Annotated in this window: 13 protein-coding genes; 10 read left to right on the top strand and 3 right to left on the bottom strand. The window is 55.8% G+C overall.

Features of this window, described 5'->3' with window-relative positions; all coding sequences use genetic code 11:
- On the bottom strand, window positions 1-3,986 hold a 3,986-nt coding region (locus tag JW937_03745; GenBank protein ID MBN1586527.1), incomplete at its 3' end, for a helix-turn-helix transcriptional regulator.
- Between the two features lie 3,478 nt (window positions 3,987-7,464).
- A complete protein-coding gene (locus JW937_03740) occupies window positions 7,465-8,535 on the bottom strand; it encodes a mechanosensitive ion channel family protein (GenBank protein ID MBN1586526.1) in 1,071 nt (356 codons plus the stop codon).
- A gap of 125 nt (window positions 8,536-8,660) precedes the next feature.
- On the opposite strand from JW937_03740, the gene JW937_03735 reads away from it, so the two are divergent.
- From JW937_03735 to JW937_03720, 4 genes are read left to right on the top strand one after another with little or no spacing between them, the layout of a single operon-like run.
- Window positions 8,661-9,863, top strand: coding sequence for a hypothetical protein (locus JW937_03735; protein MBN1586525.1), 1,203 nt, complete (start codon window positions 8,661-8,663; stop codon window positions 9,861-9,863).
- Window positions 9,864-9,876: 13 nt separating this feature from the next.
- Window positions 9,877-10,536 (top strand): class I SAM-dependent methyltransferase, encoded by a 660-nt coding sequence (locus JW937_03730; GenBank protein ID MBN1586524.1) that lies wholly within the window; start codon window positions 9,877-9,879, stop codon window positions 10,534-10,536.
- Window positions 10,523-12,010, top strand: a complete 1,488-nt coding sequence (locus JW937_03725) for a tetratricopeptide repeat protein (GenBank protein ID MBN1586523.1) — start codon at window positions 10,523-10,525, stop codon at window positions 12,008-12,010. Before JW937_03730 ends, JW937_03725 begins: the two co-directional genes overlap by 14 nt.
- A gap of 35 nt (window positions 12,011-12,045) precedes the next feature.
- Window positions 12,046-12,381 (top strand): hypothetical protein, encoded by a 336-nt coding sequence (locus JW937_03720; GenBank protein MBN1586522.1) that lies wholly within the window; start codon window positions 12,046-12,048, stop codon window positions 12,379-12,381.
- On the opposite strand, the gene JW937_03715 is transcribed toward JW937_03720, so the two are convergent.
- Window positions 12,343-13,185, bottom strand: coding sequence for a class I SAM-dependent methyltransferase (locus JW937_03715; GenBank protein ID MBN1586521.1), 843 nt, complete (start codon window positions 13,183-13,185; stop codon window positions 12,343-12,345). The two genes, JW937_03720 and JW937_03715, sit on opposite strands and share 39 nt — an antisense overlap.
- Before the next feature lie 186 nt (window positions 13,186-13,371).
- Between JW937_03715 and JW937_03710 the strand changes: the two genes are divergently transcribed.
- The 6 genes from JW937_03710 (at window position 13,372) to JW937_03685 (ending at window position 20,659) form a co-directional block, all read left to right on the top strand.
- Window positions 13,372-13,527, top strand: a complete 156-nt coding sequence (locus JW937_03710; protein MBN1586520.1) for a hypothetical protein — start codon at window positions 13,372-13,374, stop codon at window positions 13,525-13,527.
- Window positions 13,514-14,656, top strand: a complete 1,143-nt coding sequence (locus JW937_03705; GenBank protein MBN1586519.1) for an MlaE family lipid ABC transporter permease subunit — start codon at window positions 13,514-13,516, stop codon at window positions 14,654-14,656. The genes JW937_03710 and JW937_03705 overlap by 14 nt, the downstream gene beginning before the upstream one ends.
- 3 nt (window positions 14,657-14,659) lie before the next feature.
- Window positions 14,660-15,433 (top strand): ATP-binding cassette domain-containing protein, encoded by a 774-nt coding sequence (locus JW937_03700; GenBank protein ID MBN1586518.1) that lies wholly within the window; start codon window positions 14,660-14,662, stop codon window positions 15,431-15,433.
- Complete coding sequence (locus JW937_03695) at window positions 15,433-16,245, top strand: MCE family protein (protein ID MBN1586517.1); 813 nt, start codon at window positions 15,433-15,435, stop codon at window positions 16,243-16,245. Before JW937_03700 ends, JW937_03695 begins: the two co-directional genes overlap by 1 nt.
- Window positions 16,238-16,864: a hypothetical protein gene (locus JW937_03690; GenBank protein ID MBN1586516.1), complete on the top strand. Its 627-nt coding sequence runs from the start codon at window positions 16,238-16,240 to the stop codon at window positions 16,862-16,864. The genes JW937_03695 and JW937_03690 overlap by 8 nt, the downstream gene beginning before the upstream one ends.
- Before the next feature lie 165 nt (window positions 16,865-17,029).
- Window positions 17,030-20,659, top strand: a complete 3,630-nt coding sequence (locus JW937_03685) for a hypothetical protein (protein ID MBN1586515.1) — start codon at window positions 17,030-17,032, stop codon at window positions 20,657-20,659.
- Window positions 20,660-20,837: the final 178 nt, after the last annotated feature.

The raw sequence follows: 20,837 nt of genomic DNA, 5'->3' as shown, positions 1-20,837 counted from the left end.
GCCCCGTTCCGTGCCCATACCTCAGCGGAGTGGTCTATCGCCTCGAGCTCCGCCGCCGCGCCCTCGATCTCAGCCCGACCCACAGGCTCCACGAGGATTCCGTCAACCCATCTCAGATCTTCTTTCTCTGCGTACTGTTGCTGCCCGGGCTGGATATCCGTTACGCCCGCGAGATAGGCGCGTATGTTCTTCGCGGCTTCGTACCACTGCCAACGGTCGATACTCAATCCGGGAAGCAAGAGGATCGGCCACCCGGCCCGGTAGGCGGCAATCAGCAGTTTTTCGTAATAGGCATTGCCCAGGATCTCCCCTTCCTTCCATGCTGTGGCCGCAATCACCAGGCCGTTGGCCTCGGCCCGCGGCGTATACAGCAAACCCTCTTTAACCACAGGATTGCCGGCCGCGTCAAAGGCCGGATCCCGCAGCGCCAGCTCCAGCTCGCGGGGATCCCCACCAGTATCCAAACGCTCGTTCCGGTTGGCAGCACGCAGTCTTGCCATCTTTTCGTATGCTTTGCCGGAGGTTCCGGACGCAATATCTCTTGCATACCATCCCCGGCAGTCCGGAGCAGGATAACGAAGACTCACTCCTAAAGGTGCGCCGTTAAACATGGCATCCGTCTCCCCCGAAACCGGACTCACGGAAGCAAAGGGCAGGGCGATCTCCCGGTCAACGGCAAGTATTTCCAAAAGATTGGTGACACCGGCGCGCACGCAATCCGTCAATCGCTGGGCGGAGAAGGATGCCTTCACCACCCACAAACCGTCCGGCGCGTCCTCCGTGGGCCAAGGCTCAAGAGCTGCCTGGGAAATGTCCAGAGGATGGCCTTTGGTTTGGCTAAGGAGCGGGCCGTAGGCCTGCGGCTCCCCGTAACCCCAGCCCGGACTACCGAAGTCATTGACTTCATGCGCAACGATCTCGTTGAGGAAGTGGCTGAAATCCGTCAGCATTTCTGTCCGGCGCTCAGCCGATACCTCGGTGGCCGCCAGCAAGAGCGCCTTGAGCCAGGGCCACAATTCTGGTTCCGAAAGCATCCATTCCAGAGCGCTCTCGCGGAGAAAGATCTTTCCTTCAAACGTGACGGAAAAAAGGGCATAGGGCAATCCGCTCTCAAGAAGCTCCTGTCTGAGTTCCGGCAAGCGGCCTTCCTGCACCTGGTCCCTCAACCCCACAATCACGTCGCTCTGTTTCCGGCGCTGCTCCGGAAGGAAGTCGAGGAGAATCGTGCCCAGTAAGGGGCCCGCATCCTTCACGCGCAACCAGTCCACGTGCCCCGTGTAAACTTCAGGCATACGGTCCGGCTCGATTCCGGCCCAGTCCATGAACTCCCGCATCGATTTGCTGAACGATTCGGTTCCCAGCCTGCTCCAACTGCCCGGGGGCTCGCCCTGCTCCACGAGATGCTCCTGGATTTGCAGGACACGCCGGCCGGCCTCGGATTCCGCCAGAGGCACACGTCCCTGCGCGTCAATCTCCAATCCGTGCACCGAGGCCACAATCGAGGCTTTGTTTTGCTCCCATCCCGGCACCCCATCCGAGGAGACGGCAAAGAGATCCCGGTCCGGATCGACTCGACCGGCCACGCGCGGGGACCAAGCCTCCGCGCTCTGTTTCTTCTTGGCGGCAAAATCCCTCGTCGCTCTGTCTTCCATCTCTTCGTAACTCAGCACGTCGGACCAGGACCGGATGCCGCGCAACCTTGCCACCTCACGGCGCAGCAGATCTACTTGCGTTGCGGAAAGTCCGCGAACCACCCCTGGGCGCGTCGCTTCAAGACGGCCCAAAATCACGCTTACGTAGTCGGCTTCGGAAATTCCATAGGCGCTGTACAACCTCAATTCGAGCAGCTTCTCCTTGCTACGATAGTCTCCGGGGTGCCCGCCCTCCCCATACAAGTAGGGAAGTCCCGAGTCGGACAAGCGGACATCGACGCCTTGCTCCGTCAAGAGCGGTGCGAACGGCAGCAGGGATCTCCCATACCGGTGATAGGCGGATCTGGAATCCTCGATGAACTCCAGGAAGGGGTCTATCCGTGACAATTCTTCCGAATTAAAAGACCATTTCGAGTCGCTTCGCTCCCACCGCAGCTCGGGCAGGCTCAAGTTAGGAAGCTTGACCCGGAGAAGACTGTAGATAAGGCATTTTTGGAATACCTCAACCGAGCCATAGGCCGCCGGCGACAGCGGCAAATGCAGATCGATAGTGTCTGCAATCGCGCTAGGCTCGTCCGAGAATCGGACCACCTTGCCATCCCCAGGAGCTGCCTCCGGATGATTCCAGGCCCACATGCCCAGCGTGGCATATAGCGCGCTTTGGTAACTTGGGGCAAGATCTTGCACGTTAAACACGTTGAATTCTCTTTGCAGTTCCGGGGACATCCTCTGCTGCACCTGCCATGCATTGCCTTCAAGATCAAACTCCAACCGTAGAGGCAGGTATCCGCCTATTCCCATATCACTGACTTGCATGCCCCATCTCTCCAGCACCTTGGCCGTCTCGGTGGCGACACTCCGATCCATGGGGTGGAATCCGCCGCCTAGAACTCCCGCAAAAACCCCCGTGAATTCGGCCCCCTTGGTGTCCAACCATCTTAAAATTGCCTCCAAGGATTCCGGAACGTAGTCGGACCTGCGTTTTTCCAGGCCGCTGTGATCCCCCCATACTCTCTTTCCGTGCAGCAGCAGAATATATTCGGCATTCCCGATTCTAAAGGGGCCGATACCCGCACCCGTGCACCAATAGATTTCGTCTGTGAAGACCTTGGAATACCCATCAATCCCCAAGGGAACGAGCACAACAGACTTTTCGATAACCTCCAATTCAGCACTCAATTGATCGAACATCCGCAGATTCGTGTAAATTGCCGGGGATATGTCCTGGGGGGAAGCACAGAAGAACTGGATGGGTTCACGATCTAGAGAAGTCGATTCAAGCAAGGTCTTCTGATGAAACGTGATCTCTTGGAAAACAGCCTCATCAAAAAGGCACGAAGGGACAGGCGTCTCGGGAGGGTCAGCAGGCAGCGGTTTTTCTGACGCCACCTCGAGGAGCATGTCAAACAAACCTTCGTAGTCCATCTCCCCGGTGCTTCCCGGCCTTCCCAGCCGCGCCAGGAACTCATGAGCGAGGATGAAGGAGAGTTCCTCTTGGGTCCGGAGCGTGCCGTCGGATTTGTAGGCAAAGAGGTGGATGGAGTGGCCGCCGGGATGGGCTTGGATGCCCTCGATGGGCGGCTGTTCTTTGCCTTGTTCATTCAGGATAAAGGCAATGGGTTGGTGGGTTTCGTCCTTGGCCCCGCCCAGTTCGAGGCCCAGCAGAGGCCGCAAGCCTTCCTCTATAAAGCCGTCGTTCAAGCCTAGATTGCGGAGGTGTTCGAGAGCGCCGTTAAAGACGTTTTCACCATACACTTCGGTTTCGCCCTGCTGAAGATGCACGTCTTTCGCAGCTTTGACCTCCGGAGGCGGGGAGCGGCCCGTGTACGGCGGGTGCTCCTCAATCTCTCCAGGCCTCCACTCTGCGTCCGGTATTGCTTGCTCATACACCCACGCCAAATAGGCGTCCAGCTTTGGCTGGTGATCGGCCGGATCCATGCCGCGGCCGTCTTCTGTGGAACTGAGATCCCGGGCCGGGGATAAACTGGCCTCTCCAGATGCCTCAAGAGGATGCATGAAGACACTAAGCTGAATCAGGTTTCCCACTCGATAGCCCATTTCAGTGAGTTTCGCGTAGATTTCGCTAAGGTAATTGCGAACAGTAGCCGCCTTTAAATTCAAGCTGGTAGCAATCTCCCGGGCGCTAAGCCCTGAACCGGCCAGCAGAGCCACTGCCTTCTCCCGGTCGCCCAAAGAACTCCATGCAGCGTGGGCTTGCTCGTAAGACGTGCCTGAATCCGGCATTAAGAATGCCAGTTCCGAGCGCGTTGCGCCCTGCATGCCCAGTTCTCTGCGGATCCTCATGAGCGCGGATCGGACCGCGTCTTCCGGCATGCCCTCCCTTTGGGCAATTTCAGCATTGGTGAGGCCCTCTGCAAGCGCATTTAGAATCGACTTGTCCTGTTCAGCCAGCCGCAACAGAGCTTTGGCGCGCGCGGCAAATCCCCCCTGCTCGGCAAGGAACCGGTCCAGTTGATCCATCAAGACTGCAAGTTCCATTGTGTTGGTAACAGGAAATCCGAGTTGCCTCAGCTTTCGGTAAATATCCGAAGGAAAGTTTCCGGCGGAATACCTGGAGAGCCCAAGATTGAGCACTTGGTTGGCCCTCTGAGGCTCAATATTTAGAGCAAGAAGCCGGGCCACCTCCAGGTCCCGGTCTGTAAGAGTCCGTAACGCTTTAAGCAGATCGTCTTCCGAGTACCGCGGCACTTCGTAGGACTCTGCGGCCATCTCTCTACCGGGATCCATCACAGAAATACCGGCGATTCTCTCCAAGGCGGCTGCCCATGTTTCTTCAAGCAACTGCTCTCTGTCTTGAAGCGCCTGTCCCAGACGCAACGCCCGGGGACGGGGCAAAAGATCCCGAGCGTATCGCCAGACGAATTCCAGCACCGGAACTGCTTTCCCGTTCCTGCCGTTTAGTGTCTCCCCGGAGCCCACCAGTTTGGCCGCCGCATTCCCGAGCATCGTATAGATTGAGGGAGTATCTTCCAGAAGGACGATGCCGCCGATCTGCTGCGGAGGCACACCCAGGGCAATGAGCCAGACATATACCGCTTCGGTCCAAGTCAAGGCTTGGGTAGCTCCATCAAAATGGCTTGCGGACATAAGCCGCAGGACCGGCTCTCTCCAATGCCCGGCAAGAGGATAGGCGCCGCCCTGCCATCTGGCGCAGGCAAGCAAAGATGCGGTTTCCGGATCCTGCAGAAGCGCCATCTGCGGAAACTCTTCCTGCAGTTCTTCGGCCACCCTCCGCAAATCGAACTCTTCTGCCTCAGCCAGCCGGATGTCGCGGAAAATGCGCTCCAGCAGCCGGCCTTGGCGGCTCTCTTCGAATACCTCCCCAAGAACGGGTTGTGACGGGGAGAGGCGTCTGGATGAAACACGGCTATCCGCATCCCCGAACTCGTGCGGCATGACTTGGTTCAGAGTCTCAAAGGACATCGCCTCAAAAAGCTCCACAGTCATGTGGGCTGCGTGCACGTATTGACCATCCACATTGCCTCCCGTAGTGCCGGCGTGGATGTATAGCTCCTCTCCGTCCCTGTCGATCAATGCATAACGATTCTCTCCATATCCCTCGGGCTTTTGAATGCCTGCATACAGATACACATAAAAGGACACCCCTTCCTCCGGGAGCGCCTCTGGATGCGCCCTGTAGAATCGCTCCAACTTGCCTTTGATCACGTCTGGGATTCCGGAGCGGCCGCCGATACGGACAACACCGCCTATATTCTCGATGATCACTTCGATGGGCTGAGTGCTCTCGTCACTCCACAGACGCTCCAACAGCCCATTGGCCAGCTCATGGAATTCCGCGTTGTACGTCCCCTCAGTACCGAGGTTGTGGGGGGGAGATGCTGTGATCGGATAGATTAGGGAAACCTTGGCGCCGGTCACTCGGCCCTCTGTATCAGTAACATTTTCGAACGTGGTGCGCCGACCCACCTCATATCGATCTTGCATGAGCGTCGTAATTCCTAGTCCAACGCCACCCAAAGTGGACTTGCCCTTCTGTCTGAGCCGCCTCATGGCCCGCGTATTTGTCCTGGGGAAGAAGTCTGCGATGCGATCGCGCCAGTTCGGCATATGGTCAAATCCAGTCCCATTGTCCGTCACTTCGATTCGTATCTCGGTTGGGCTGGCAAGAATCTCTACATCGACCTTCATGCTTTCGGAGGAGTTCCATTCTTCGCTTTCGGAGCGAACAATCGCTGAATCCACCGCATTCTTCAGTGCCTCTCCAATGCTGATGTATAGGTCCCGTATCATTCCGTCTTGAAGCTGTAGCAACTCTGTTGTTGCGATAACCTCAATCAACTGCTTTGCAAGGGCAGCAATCCTGGCACGAAGCTCCAGCTCATATTCAGTGTACTTCCGTCTGGAGTCACCCTCTGCCTCGAGGGCGCGATTGAACTTATCCAGCATTTCAAGGTTACTGAAGTCTACACTGGCTGAGAAGACAACAGTGTGGCCGTTTAGCTCTGGGCTTGGATGGGACTCCGGCTCATCGAACACCCCACGTCTCCACCAGGAGTCCACAAAAGCCACAGCTGTGGAAATGACTGCAGACCACTGCACCAGATACCCCAAAACATAGAGAGAAAGACCTCCGCCTCCTAGGAACGTCGCCGTGAGGATTCCGCCTCCGGCCAGACCCATTCCCAAGTAAACCAAAATACGAACCGGCAAAGGGGCCTGTCTCCAGCCCTCTGCCAGTCGCTCTTTCCAAGTGAGACGCGGACGCGTTTCTTGAATGTTGGACTGCGTAATGATCTCACCGCCTTTGATGACCGACGGCCCTGCGTCAGATTCCGCTTTTCTGATCCAGGAGCTTATATCCCTTCGGACTTTCGGGGCCAAGTTTAAACCGTGATCCTGCATTGCGGTGAAGGCTTCAGAGACCCGCGCCATTAACGGAGGATCCTGCTCCACTTGTTGCCTGACCGGCGTGTCCAGCACCGGGCTATCGGAAGCTCCAATCATCATCAGCAGTGTGTAGAAAGCATCCGGGTCACTTGTGGCAAGTTGAGCCCAGTCTTCGAAGCCCGGTTGTTGGGACAGACTCGAATAGGTCCTTAAAACCTTCGCCATTCCCCCCTGCTCGAAGAACTCCTGGTCCCATGCGTCCCGAATACCCTTTTCAAAGGTGGCTTTAGTGGCGAGTTTACGGTGGGACATAGATCCCCACGGGCTATGCCCTCGGGATGACGCCATCGCGTCAGATTGCTTCGCCAGCGCTCGCAATGACGATTCGGGCGCGGGCGCAGCAAAGGAGAAATCCGCACTCGTGAACAGAAAGACCTCTGCCACACAGAGTGCAATAACCCGTACCCAAAATTTGCGTCTGAATTGGCTGATTGGCATGAAGACCCCGAGATTCCCCGAATTCGTGAGAGCCCTATATATAGGTAAAGGGAGTATATCACTGGGACAATACTTCTTCAAGAGTCTTCCAAAGATTAATTAACATGAATAGTTTGAGGGTGACTCTTTTAATATATTTATTTGCAAGAGCTTACAACATTGATAATCTGTGGATAACTTTAACAATCAGGGACGGTTCTCGCCTACTCTTTGCCCCACTGTAGGTTACGAGAGGTCCGTCCCCTCCTTGGGGGGGCGGGCTGAACTCGGTGTCATTGCGGGGGCGAAGCCCGCGGCAACCTGTGTGGAGGGCAGGACAAAGATTGCTTCGGCTGCGCCCCGTAATGACGGAGGCTTCGGCGATTCCCGGGTGTCATAAATTATCAGGGACGGTTCTCACATAATTGCAATGGCAGCAATGTGATAGCGAGAACCGTCCCTAGAATTAGGCTGCGGTTTTTTCTAAGAACAGCGTCTGGGTGGGATACGCGAACTCAATGCCCTCGCGCTCAAAGCCTTCCTTGAGGGCCCAGTTGATCTTCTGCTGGACGTTCATATAGACGTTGTAGTCCGGGGAGTGAACGTAGTAGACGATTTCGAAATTCAAGCTGAAATTACCGAATTCCTTGAAGTGGCAACGGTCCAGGTGCGCCTCTTCTATCCCCTCAAGAATCTCGGCCGCCATCGGAGGAATTTTCTTGAGCTGTTCCAGAGTCGTCTGGTAGGTGGCTCCAACACTAAAGGCAATGCGGCGCTCCCGCATCCTTTTGAAGTTGCGGATACGGGAACTGGTGAGATCACTGTTGGGGAACACAAGTCCTTCGCCGTGCAGGCTTTGCACGCGCGTCGTCTTGAGCCCCACATGCTCCACCACACCGAGTAAATCGTCCACAATAATGAAGTCGCCCACACGGAAAGGTTTGTCCACATGGATGGAAATGGCGCTGAAAGCATCGCCCAAAATCGCTTGTGCGGCAAGGGCAACAGCAATACCCCCGATCCCCAAACCGGCTATAAACGAGGTCACATTAATACCCAAGTTGCTCATGATAAAAAGCACGGCCGCAACCCAAAGAGCCCCGTTGATAAGAACGCCCAGAAACTGGGCCGAGGCCTTGGCGTCAAGCGCATTCTCTGGTGTTTTACCCAACCATTTCTCCATCCCGTAGCCGATACAAGACTGCAGAATACGAACGGCCCGAAAGCTGACAAAGACCACCAGCAAGATGGCGAGGATGCGGTCCAGCGCCGGGTTCAAGACCAGATTCCGTGTTCCAAAATAAATAGCCACAATAAAGTAGAGATGCCAGCGTATCTGGGATATGAGACCCACAAGAAAGTCGTCGAAATCACTGGAAGTGCGCTCTGCCAGGGCCTTGATCTTATTGAGGAGAACCACCTTGATAAAATAGAGGAAAATCAGAATGCCGATCAGGCTGAAGACAGAGATGAGGTAGGATTGAACGGAATTCCCTAAGCACTGCAATTGCAAAATTTTAGAAAGCTCAATGTTCATAGTCTATGTTCTCCATCTTTATGCCGGTGCCCCAATCTGCGCGCATTATAGCATGGTGCCAGGCACCGGTGCCTGGCACCGGTGCCTGACACCGATTATAATGGACTCCAACTGAGGAGTACCCAATGCCATCCAGAAATATGCCCGCATGGGCCACTCAAGTCCTGAGCCGCTTCAACGCGGCCTTCGGTTTGATGAGTGTCATTCCGCTCCTGATCTGCTGTTATCTCATTACCGTCAAGTTTTTCACCGTGCAGGCCCTCGAAGGCCTGAGCGGCGTCTATTTCCTGATGGGCATTATCATTGCCCTGCTCGGTTTGGTCTTTGGCCGCGGCATTCTCGTGCAAATCATCGAGGATCTGGTGGAGGCCAACAATGAAATGAAGCGCCTCTCGGACGACCTGGAAACTTCGAATGCCCAACTGCATGTGGAGCTGGCCGAGCGCGAACGGGCACAGACGGCTCTGCGCCAAGCCAATGAGCAACTGGCCTGGCGGGAAACCGTGCTGCAGCAAACCGTCAGTGACTTGCGTGACGCCAACCGGGAGCTCGCTTCGGCCCAGCTTCAATTAATCGAGTCGGAGAAATATCAATCTGCAGGGCGTATCGCCGCCCAGATTGCAAGCGAGGTGCGTAATCCGCTCGGCACCATCCTCCCGGGCGTGCAATATCTCAACAAGAATGTGCAGACCATGCCTGAGGATTGCACCAATGTGCTGCAGGATATTGAGGAAGCGGCCCATCGCGCCAACGATATTGTCAAAGGCATGCTGGACTTCTCCGTGACTCAGAATTTGGAATTCAGCACCGAGGAGGTCAACTCCCTGGTCCAGCGTTCGCTGTCCATGGTGGAACGCCGCCTCTCCGAAAAGAATATCAGTCTGGTACAGGAGCTTGGGGAGGGCCTGCCGCCCGTCCGGGTGGACACGCTCAAGATCGATCAAGCCCTGGTCAATTTGCTCATGAATGCTTTCCAAGTCACTCCCCCTCAAGGCACGCTGAGTATTCGCACTTATGCCAAAGAGGCGAGTGAAAGCGAACAAGCAGCGGTGGGCTGGCGCCGCAACCGCTTTGCGCCGGGCGAGCAGGTTGTCCTGGTGGAGATTGAGGACTCTGGACCCGGCATCTCCGAAGAAAACCTGCCGCGCATTTTTGATCCCTTTTTCACGACCAAACCCACAGGGCAGGCCACCGGGCTGGGGCTCTCGGTCACGCGCAATATCGTGGAACTGCATGAGGGCCAGGTGGAGGTGGTCAACCGCGAGGGCGGAAGGGGCGCGCGCGCCATTGTCCGCTTAAAAGTTTCCGCCCCACGGCGAAAAGGCTAGGGCCCGCGCACTTATGCTTCAAAAAATTTCCAAGCAGGAAATCCTTGAACTTGTTTCCCAGGACCTCGGCATCTCCGAGCACGACAAAGACGAGATGGCCATCCCCTCTCACACGCACGCGAATCCCTTGATCCGATGGCTCATGTGGGAGCGCTATAGAGCCATCGATCGCATCGGTGGCTTTGGCAAAGACACGGCCGTTTTGGAATTCGGATGCGGCAGCGGAATCTTCTTGCCCACCTTGTGCGCCAATGCGGACAAGGTGTATGCGTTGGATTTATTCCCTCAATATGCGCAATGCCTGTGTGAGCAACGCGGATTGAGAGTCGAATTCGTTTCGGAGCTCTCCCAGATCCCGGAACGCAGCTTGGATGTGATTGTGGCAGCCGATGTCCTGGAGCACATCAGTCCTTTGGAACCCTATTTGCAATCCTTTCGCTCCAGGCTCAAAGCGGGCGGGCGGCTCTTGGTCTCCGGCCCCACTGAAAATTGGGTTTATAAAATCGGCCGGTGGGTCGCAGGCTTCGGAGACAAGGGCGACTACCATGTCACGGACATTCACCGCCTCAAGCCGGCAATTTCCCAGGCCGGCTTTGAGCTGCGGCACACAACCGCGCTGCCATTCCGGCTTCCACCCCACCTCTTCCTGATTTATGAATTTGTCGCTACGTAAGCTCGCACCTTTCTTGCTGTTACTCGGCGCCTCCCTGATCGCCTATGCCCACAGCTTTCATGTGCCCTTTCTTTTTGATGACGGCCCCTCGATTCTGGACAATCCCTATATCCGCCAACTCTGGCCTCCGTGGGTCACACTGCTGCCTCCGCCCAGCGCGCCCGAAGCCTGGAGGCCGGTTGTAAGTCTCTCATTAGCAATAAATTACGCAATAAACGAATTTTCTCCGCGAGGGTACCACATCCTGAATTGGGCGGTGCACACCGGTGTGGGGTGGGCCCTTTTTGTTTGGCTCCGGTCGGTCTTCGGTCTGCCGCGGCTCGCTCGCCTCAATGAGCGGGCCGCAGACCTGGCTCTGGCAATCGCGCTTCTGTGGATCGTGCACCCGTTGCTCACGCAAAGCGTCACCTATATCATTCAGCGCGCCGAGTGCATGATGGCTCTTTTCTATGTGCTGACTCTGTACTCAGTCGCCCGCAGCGCCAAGTCGCCCGGCTCTCGCGCCTGGATGTGGGCTGCGATCGTCTTTTGCGGCCTCGGCATGTTGACCAAACGCATTATGGTCACTGCCCCGGTGATGGCGCTGGTGTACGACCGGCTCTTTCTTGCAGAATCCTGGAAGGAACTTTGGAACAAACGCCGGGCCCTCTATCTTGGATTGTGCGCCACTTGGGCCCCGATGCTTTTGTTGATGTGGATGTCGCCTGAAGCGGCCCATCCCGGCTATGGATTCGGCATGGCGGAGCTCAATGCCCTGGACTATGCGGCTTCCCAACCTGCGGTGATCTTGCACTACATACGCCTAGTAATTTGGCCCAGTCCCCTGGTCTTTGACTATGCCTGGCCAGTGGCAAAAACCACTGCTGAAATCCTGCCCTACGCGATTGCAATCCTGATCCTGCTCGCTCTGACAATTTTCGGACTCCTTCGCCGGCACCCTGCGGCCTTCTTGGGATTTTGGTTTTTCGGTCTGCTGGCCCCTTCATCGAGCTTTGTCCCCATTGCCGACTTGGCGGCCGAGCACCGGATGTACCTGCCTAGTGTGGCACTCATTACGGGAGTCGTGCTGGCACTGGACTATTTTGCACAACGCAAAGCCTTTTGGACCGCGGTCTTGCTGCTTTGTATCCCGCTGACGATTCTGACACTCGACCGCAACCGGGATTACCGCAGCGCTGAGGCCATCTGGAAGGACACAGTCACAAAACGGCCTCTCAATCCGCATGCGCAGTACAATTACGGTTCTGTCCTCAGCGCCCAAGGCCGCTTGGACGAGGCCCTTCCCTATTTGTTCGAGGCCCTTCGCCTCGATCCCACTTATGCGGATGTAAACAACAATATCGGCGCGGTGCTCGGGCAACAGGGGCGATTGGATGAAGCTGAGCCCTATTTTTTGCGCGCTTTGGAAATAAACCCGGACTTTGCGGATGCGCGCCGGAATCTTTTATTGCTCAAACAACTCGAAAAACCTTGATCTTCCGCGCATGAATCCGTAAATTGAAAGAAGTAATGAATTCTCCGAAACAAATCTCCAAACCGGCTGTCTTCAGTATCCTCTGTGGTTCGCTCTTCTTTATTCCGGTCATCGGAGTTTTGGCGGGATGCCTGGCCGTGGCGCTGGGCACCGTCGCCTACATCGGAATCAAAGCGGATCCCACGAAACTCCGCGGCAACGGCGTGGCGCTCGCCGGTGTCCTCTTCGGCATTGTGGGCATGATCGTCATCCCTGCGCTCTATGCCAGTCTTGCCGGCCAGGCGCTGAAAAACCTCGATGTGGAGGAGCTCAAGGCGAATTACAAGGTAGAACTAGCCAAATCGGAACGGGTCGTTCCTCAATCCCCCTAGAGAAAAAGATCTCCGCAGGTCATCCAACTCGCGGCAATAGCGCGGCTCAAGCCGGCTGCGCATGTACGCCAAGCGACGTCTGGTTTTCCGCGGCAATGCATGATCCCGGGTCTTGATGACCACCATGAAGGGGACGGCAAAGGTCGTGTACACGCGCACATGAGCCGGTAAAGTCTCCTCAGCCAAATGCTTGAAGTCTTCCAGCTGAAACGCAGCGCGAAGCGAACGCTCATAATCTTCGGTCACATGCCCAGGCTGGTTGGGAGCATCCATTTGACTCATAAAAGTCACCGTCTGCAGGGATTTGACCAATCCGAAATCCGCCAGGTAGACAGCGCCTCCGGGACGGAGCACGCGCGTGACCTGCTCAAAACAGGCGCGCAGATGATCGCGACTCGGCAGCTGGTGCAGGGACATGGTGCTGATGACCGCATCCGCGGAGTGGTCCGCGAGGCCGGGAAGGGCAGTGATGTCCTCTAAGGCAAAGCGGACATTGGACAGGCCCAGGGACTCCACATGGGACTGCGCGTGGCGAAGCATGTTTTCTGAAAGATCGGCCCCCAAGAAAGTGATATGCGGGTTGAGAGCCGCGACTTCGGCCAGCAAAGTGGCGGGGCCACAGGCGAAATCAACCACATTCTTGGCACCCTGAATGACCTGGGAGATGCGCGCGGCATGAAAAAGATAGGACGTCCCCAGGGTCCCGCGCCGGCGGCCGGCCGCGACATAAGCCTCAACTTGCGCCGGCTCGTTCATGACCATGGTGGGCTCTGGCTCACGGGTCAAAGTGCGGGTTGCCGTCACCTCACGGATTATCGTTTTTAACAATTCCAGCCGCGACATAATCCGCTCATTTTACCACGGTGTTCAGCTTGGTGCTGGCGAAGTTCTCGTTCGAGTGCATCCCAGTTTCCACGGGGATGTCAGTCTGATGCGGGGCAGCTCTGCTATAATGTCTTTTTATTCTGGACTCGTGAAGGAGGGTACCAAGTGGCTGAAAAAGTCCTGGTGGAAAAACTCCGCGACTTTGATCCCAAACTCCTCATTCTCGATCCCATGCTCCCTGACGGCGGCGGCCTCCCGTTCATGGAGGGGCTGCGAACACGTCAAAAGCTTTTTTGCCCTTTAACCCATGCCCAGATCTAAGTTCGCTACCCTCAGCCCCGGATTGCGCACAGAGGAACTCCCACAGGGAGGTCTGCGCTTTGTCCTGGAAGGGGCACTGGATACCTCTACGGTCCCCGGGCTGTGGCGCACGGCAGATACCCTGCTAAAGAATCCCATCCCTCGTTTGGAGGTAGACGCCAAAGGTCTTCAATCCTGTGACGGCCACGGGATTGCGCTGCTCGTGCACTGGTGCCGGCACCAGTCCCTCGCTCAGCACGAATTCCATGTCGAAGGCTTGCGCAAGGAATACAAGGCCCTCTTTGAGCTCTTTCCTGCCGGAGAATTCAGAAGTATCCCCGAAAGCGTGCACCATCCTGTGAATATCCCCGAAGAAATCGGGGAAATCGTCCTGAACGGGCTGTCCGATATCCGCAGCCAAGTGGCCTTTGTGGGAGAACTCGCAATGGCTGTGGTTTGGGCATTTCGCCACCCCCGCCAAGTGCGATGGAAAGACGCCTGGCTGGTGGCAGAACAAGTCGGGGTCAACGCATTGCCCATCGTGTGCCTTATCGGTTTCCTGATGGGACTGATCATGGCCTTCCAGTCGGCCATCCCCATGAAGCAATTCGGAGCAGATGTCTTCTTGCCCAATCTCGTGGGACTGGCCATGCTGCGCGAGCTCGGCCCGCTCATGACTGCCGTGGTCCTCGCCGGCCGCTCCGGCTCTGCCTTTGCCGCGGAAATCGGCACCATGAAAATCAACGAAGAGGTCGACGCGCTCAACACCATGGGCGTGGACTCCCTGCGTTTCCTGGTCCTGCCGCGCGTCATTGCCGCTGTGGTCATGATGCCCCTGCTCACCCTCTTTGCGAATGTCGCGGGTCTCATCGGCGGCCTTGTCGTTTTCCTGTCCATGGGCTACCCCTTCATCACCTATGTCAACCAACTCAGCGCCATGCTCAAGGCCTCGGATCTCTGGGGAGGGCTCATCAAGGCGCTCGTGTTTGCCGTTTTGGTGGCCAGCGCCGGCTGCCTGCGCGGCTTAGAGACTCGCCTGGGCGCCAGCGCAGTCGGCGTCTCCACCACACGAGCGGTCGTCAGCGGCATCATCCTGATCGCGGTTGCCGACGGCGTGCTCTCTGTGGTCTATTACTACTTGGGGATTTGATTAATGGTTGAAGAAAAGCAGTCCATTGTGGAAGTCCGGAATCTAACGACAGGCTTTGGAGACGAAATCATCCTGAAGGATGTCTCCTTTGACGTCCGCCGCGGCGAGATCCTCGTCATTCTGGGCGCCTCGGGCAGCGGCAAAAGCGTTCTCCTCAAACACATGATCGGCCTGTACAAACCCTTTTCAGGGGAGATCCTGGTCCACGGCCAAAATATCGGCTCAGCCGAAGGAGAGGACCGGAAGAGACTACTCATGAGCATAGGTGTTATGTATCAAAACGGAGCACTCTTCGGCTCGATGAATCTGTTGGAAAACGTTCGGCTGCCCTTGGAAATATTCACGGACCTGCCTCCTAAGGCCCAAAACCTGATTGCGATGATGAAGCTGCGCCTCGTAGGCCTGGATGCGTTTTCAAAACACATGCCTGCTGAAGTCAGCGGCGGCATGAAAAAACGCGCCGCCATTGCGCGGGCCATGCCCCTGGAACCGGAGATCTTATTTCTGGATGAACCCTCGGCGGGATTGGATCCCATTACCTCGGCGGATCTGGACGAACTGATTCTGAAGCTTTCACGCACCTTAGGGATCACTTTTGTGGTGGTCAGTCATGAATTACCAAGCATTTATGCCATTGCGGACCGTGTCGTCATGCTGGACAAAAACAAACAGACGCTCGTTGCCGAGGGCTCCCCGGAGCAACTCCGGGACCATTCGGACAACACCTGGGTGCGGCAGTTCTTCAACCGCTCCCCGTCGGGTGAGGAACTCAACTGATGGCCAAGCGAGCCAATTATTTTAAAATCGGTCTCTTTGTGATCATCGGGATCACCCTCGGACTGATGAGCTTGGTTTATCTGGGCGCAGGAACGGTTTTCCAGGAAAGGTATTCGGTCGAGACCTATTTGGACGAATCCGTGCAAGGGCTGGCTGTCGGTTCCCCGGTCAAGCACCGCGGCGTGAACATCGGCAAAATCGATGAAATCACCTTTGTGCGAAACACATATCACAAAGACGAAGACGATCCGGGGTTTGCGAAATTCGGTCATTTTGTGGTCATTCGCTTTTCCACAGAGGAAAATTTTTTCGGGCATCGCCCCATTTCCGAAATGCGGAGGCTGATCCAACGTAATGTCGAGCAGGGCCTGCGCGCCCGGTTGGCTCCCGAAGGCATCACGGGACTCGCCTATTTGGAAATTGATTACATGGATCCACAACGCCATCCGGCCATGGAGATCGATTGGGTGCCGACGGCACTCTACATCCCTTCGGCGGCAAGCACCATGAGCCGGCTCTCAGAGACCTTCGATGAATTGAGTGACAGCTTCAAAAATGACTTAGCGCCTGCCATGCGCAATGTCCGTGAGGCAGCAAAGGACATGCCCGAAACCATGCAAAATCTCAATCGCGTTCTCGCGCGCCTGGACCGCATGATGACCAGCCAACAGCTCAATCTCGAAGAATTGTCCAACAACCTGCGCATGACCAGCGAGGAAATCAAAGAACTCGTCGAAAAACTCCACGCCCATCCTGCGCAGGTTCTTTTCGGCGGCCCACCACAAAGACCAAAGGTGGTAGAAGATGAGTAATCGACTTCCCTCCGCACTTCTGCGCGCGCTCATAGTTGTCGCTATTCCGGTGCTTGCCGGCTGCATTAGTACCGGCAGACCCCCCAGCATACAGACCCAATACGGCTTGGATCTCTTGCGCAATGCGCCCAGGGAAACTGCCGTTCCCGGAAGCGTTCTCAAAACACGTTACTTCACCATCTCACCCCGGTTCAAGAAATCGACATTTCTTTACAAGGTAAGCCCCGTGACTTATTCCGGTGACTACTACAGCGAATTTCTCGTCTCTCCCAATGCGCTCATCGCCGAACAAGTCCATCTTTGGTTGGCAAATTCCGGACTCTTCGAACATGTGGTGGACGCAAACAGCTATATGAACGAGACCCACTATCTGGAGGGGGACATCCTTGCGCTCTACGGGGATTTTTCAAAGAAGGAACAACCCATTGCAGTGCTGGAACTGGGACTCCTGATGCTCAAGAGACAGGGGAATGCCCTGGAACCCCTGATACAAAAACGCTACCTCAAGAATATTCCGCTGGTCCGGCCTTCAGCCCCTGCCCTGGTCGAGGGATGGAAAGAGGCCCTGTCCCAAATCCTGGCCGAATTCGAAGCGGATCTTCAGCGCACTCAGCTTTAGGTCTTCTTGTGGACCAGTCTTATAATTAAAAAGTTTGATAAGTTCTTTATTTTTATCTCTTCTTGTGGTATACTTCCCCATTATAATACACGGATCCAAGTGCCCAGCCATGGATGCGTAACTTATTATTGTGAAGAGGGTTACAGTCTTTTTATCCAAAAACCCATGCACCTACTCAGAAAAACCCCCTGGTTTAGGGCCCTGGGCCTGATCCTGGCACAAGTGCTGATTTTCAGCGCTGCGCCCCCCTCCTTTGCGTCTGAACACACGCACCAACTCGCTACCATTGCGAGCTTCGAGGGCAAGATTCAGGACCTCAATACTCTGCGCAACTGGGCCACCAGCCGACAAACCTTCAGCACCATACTCGGCCTGGCTCAAGCACAGCACATGGAGAAGCTTCTCAGGGAAGTGGTGGAAACCGACCGTTCCACCCACTCATACTGTACCCTCGTCCTGTTGATGACCGCAGCAAGAGAAGGCCATCAACTCCGCAATTTGGACTGGGCTAATCAACTGGCGCGTAATGATCCTGCTCTGATCAAGGAAATTAACGGTCTTCTGCTCGGACCCGGCAGCGCGGCATCCCCTGAGTCCGCCACAGATCCCGGCCTGAGCCAAGTGCGTGCATGGCTCAGCAATATCCCGGGAATACCCGACAATCAACGGGAAATGACTGCAACAGACGGACCCGGCTTTGCCAAACGCCAAAGCGGGGAACGCATTCTCGCCGACAAGGCCGATCAAGAGAGACATATCGATGCCTGGTTGCGTGTCGCTTATGCTCTGAATCCCAACCAACCGGAAGACCACCCAGCAGTGCAATCGGCTCAGGAAGCCGGATTCGGAATTCAACCCCTGCTGGACTGGCTGGAGCAAATCCCCGGCCTTGTCCCGGAGATAAAAGAGGTACTCCTCCATCTTTATGAAGAGCAAGGCGGGGAACTCTTCCCCAGGCAAATCAATCTCATTGATCCGGCAACTCCCTATCAAATTCAAGGGCCTGAGGACATACCGGTCCTGATTCGCGACATTCTGGAGTGGAACCCGGAGCAGGGACTCCAACTCACCGAGGCTTACCGGGTGCCTCCGGACAGCGATCAACCCGCGCCGCTGCTTATAACACCTCTGGATAACGGCCTGTATCAAATCCGCCCCAGTTATGGAATGCTCGGCCATGTGGCCGAACGCGGGACGATTCACATCAACCGGCAATGGCCCTCTGAAACCCGGCCCGGCCAGCTCGAGGAAATCACACCGGAACGCTTTTGCCGAACAGTCTTTCACGAACTCACAGAGTTGTTGGCTCCGGAGCTGGACGGTGAAGATCTGGAAGCCTTGTATGCCCACCTTCTTCTGGATATCCATCCGGACTATTTGGCCCCACTCAATCAGGGCGCACTGCGCCTGGCTCCTATCCTGTACGCGGAGCGTCTGGCTGCACGGGCGGAATTGCCCGATGTCTTCTTAGGGAACAACAGGCTTTCAGAAGCCGAAGTGCGACAGACTCTCAGAAATGCCTTGCTGCTATTCTTCCGCTACAGCGAGGAGGCACCGGAAAACCCGCAGATGGACTTTTGGCAGTCAAGAATCAAGAACTTGGACGGCATTCAAGTGCAGTCTGTGGAAGGTAATGACAGAACAGTGCGGGCGGATATCCTGGCAGATACGCTTGTCTTAACGTATTTGGCTCCTGGCCACCTGCGTCATATTCTACCCGGCATCTACAACATCCGGGACGCCCTTTTCGCTTTGGGCAATTTAGACCCGCACAACTACCTGCCCCTCAGGGTATTTGTCCCGCATCCGTTGCAATCCGAGCTGGCAGCGTTCCTGCAGGATGCAGTGCGCCCGCAAGTAGATGATATGCAGAACCGGCGGGTATTGGATCAGGACGGCCGAAGCAGCATCGATCCCCAACTGAGAGAGCTAATACAGAATATCAATTCGCTGGAAGACCAAATCGGGAGAGGAAATGCTCCTCCGGATCAAGGACGCACAGACCTGGAAGACATCGCCCGCAGTGTCCAATCGCTCGACAGAGCCACTCGAACAGGCTCCTATCTCCAAACCTGGCTGGCGCAACTTGAGGCGCGATTCGTGGCACTCCATGAACTCCGGCAACAAATTGCCCAATTCACGGATGACACCTGGCCTCCCGAGTATCTCAATCGCATGAGGGAAGACCTTGTGGGTCAATACAGGGACATCCAATCCGAATTAGAGGCCGACCCCGGTACAGTCCACTCCGTCCGAGTGATACGCCAGATGCAGAACCTGGACCGGGAACTGAGCCTTGCCCGTTTTGAAACCCGGTTGGCCGGTGCCGAGGCTGAAGTGGCGCGGCTCAAACGCGAAATAGACGAGTTCACCGAATTTTGCGGCGGGTACACCGGTACACAGTTCCTACTCGTTCCTTTACCGGACTATGAAATCGGAACATGGCTGGACCTCACAACACGCCTGGAGTATTTCAGAAGGAGAGCGCAAAACATCCGGGAAGGAGATCAATACGATCGGCAATCAATGGGGAGTGAATACTTCCCAGCCGGGATGGCTTCAATGTTTCTTTCTGATCTGCTCCGAATTGGAGCACCGGGCGATAACCCCTCCATTCCTGACGCGCTTCAGGAGCTTCAGCGATTCCGGAATACGGTCTTCGAACGCCTGGGCATGCAGGAAAATCCTTCCGGAATCCACAGATCCGGAAGAGCATCAGCCAGAAACCAGTTGAAGATCCTCGGCTTCTTTTTCCAGCGGTGGAGTGCCCTTCCCCTTGGGGTCGTAGACCCGCGTCTAAACGAGACAGCCGCCGAGATCTGGGACAGATGGGAAATGCACATAGCGCTGCTAAACGAAGCAGATCAAGAAACTGCCGGTGCCTTTGAGGACCTTGACTTCGAAGAACTCGGCAGGGATCTTGCCGTTGTCTATGCCTTGGAGCAGGAGAATACCGCGGCTCTGAGACAGCGCAGAGCGCAAAATATCCAGCGCAGGATGCTATTTGACCAAAACGCCCAAACAGCGCACGGGTTGATCGAACAATTCAAAGAGGAGTGGAAGGAACTCGAACGCCGCCATCGCATCCTTTGGACCCTTTCTGGGAGGTTCGGCGATTCTCGGGCAGACGAATTCGATCACTTGGAAGAGCTTTCCGGACTCAGTCTAAAGGTGCTAATAGACCACTTGGGCGATCAATACCAACGAATGTATACCGGCGATCTCAGGACAGCGGATCTCTCTGACGGCGACAATGCTACTCAACTCTACCGGTCAGCCACACAGGACTCACTCACAACACTGTCCTACATGCGTACACATGAGTATCCGGACCTCTTTTCTCAGGCCCTGAAGGTTCTCTGGACGGAAGCGCAGGAGTGGCGGCAAAATCCATGGGCCATCACAAATCCCTCTACAGATGTGCATCTGGTATTTTACGATTCTCCCGCCTCTTTCACTCCCGAAGAATTGGGGTTGCAAGGGAACCACCAAGATACGGTCACGCTCTATGAAGCGCCCAAATCCGAAATCTTGCAGGTTTTCGAAAGCGGACTACGGCAACTGTTCTCTATCCTAGCGGATGCAAGAACTGCAGAGACGTGGGACGTAGCTGAGCCCATCTATGAGGAACTCTGGGACAATCTATTTGCTTGGGGCCATGCCATGGCAAATTTCAAGGAAACGCAGATGCAGGATTACGATCCTCTCGCAGCCCGGTCCGACCGGGCCTTGATGGTTGTGCCGGCTCTTCAGCAGGACGCAGACAGTGCCTTGGACCTTGAATCTGCGTTATAAGGTCGCGCTGTTCTTCTCTAGACGTGACCCCCGCGATCCAACACCATCACACACAACAGCACAGGTAAGTAGAGAATACTCGCCAGGAAAAGGCGGCGGGCATTGGCTTCGGCGCGCATCTGATATTCCTCTTGCGGGAACCAGTGGGCTATGATAGTTCAAGGAAGCTGAAAGGAGT

The organism is Candidatus Omnitrophota bacterium (genome assembly GCA_016929445.1).
In the GTDB taxonomy this organism is placed as follows: Bacteria; Omnitrophota; Gorgyraeia; order JAFGIU01; family JAFGIU01; genus JAFGIU01.
Note: the sequence above shows the minus strand (reverse complement) of the source record. Positions and strands in the feature narration are given on the sequence as shown.

Bases quoted from the DNA above. Each gene is read 5' to 3' on its own strand.
- JW937_03705 (MBN1586519.1), top strand. From the start codon at position 13,514: ATGCCCAGATCTAAGTTCGCTACCCTCAGCCCCGGATTGCGCACAGAG.
- JW937_03695 (MBN1586517.1), top strand. From the start codon at position 15,433: ATGGCCAAGCGAGCCAATTATTTTAAAATCGGTCTCTTTGTGATCATC.
- JW937_03685 (MBN1586515.1), top strand. From the start codon at position 17,030: ATGCACCTACTCAGAAAAACCCCCTGGTTTAGGGCCCTGGGCCTGATC.
- JW937_03735 (MBN1586525.1), top strand. From the start codon at position 8,661: ATGCCATCCAGAAATATGCCCGCATGGGCCACTCAAGTCCTGAGCCGC.
- JW937_03740 (MBN1586526.1), bottom strand. From the start codon at position 8,535: ATGAACATTGAGCTTTCTAAAATTTTGCAATTGCAGTGCTTAGGGAAT.
- JW937_03730 (MBN1586524.1), top strand. From the start codon at position 9,877: ATGCTTCAAAAAATTTCCAAGCAGGAAATCCTTGAACTTGTTTCCCAG.
- JW937_03700 (MBN1586518.1), top strand. From the start codon at position 14,660: ATGGTTGAAGAAAAGCAGTCCATTGTGGAAGTCCGGAATCTAACGACA.
- JW937_03720 (MBN1586522.1), top strand. From the start codon at position 12,046: ATGAATTCTCCGAAACAAATCTCCAAACCGGCTGTCTTCAGTATCCTC.
- JW937_03690 (MBN1586516.1), top strand. From the start codon at position 16,238: ATGAGTAATCGACTTCCCTCCGCACTTCTGCGCGCGCTCATAGTTGTC.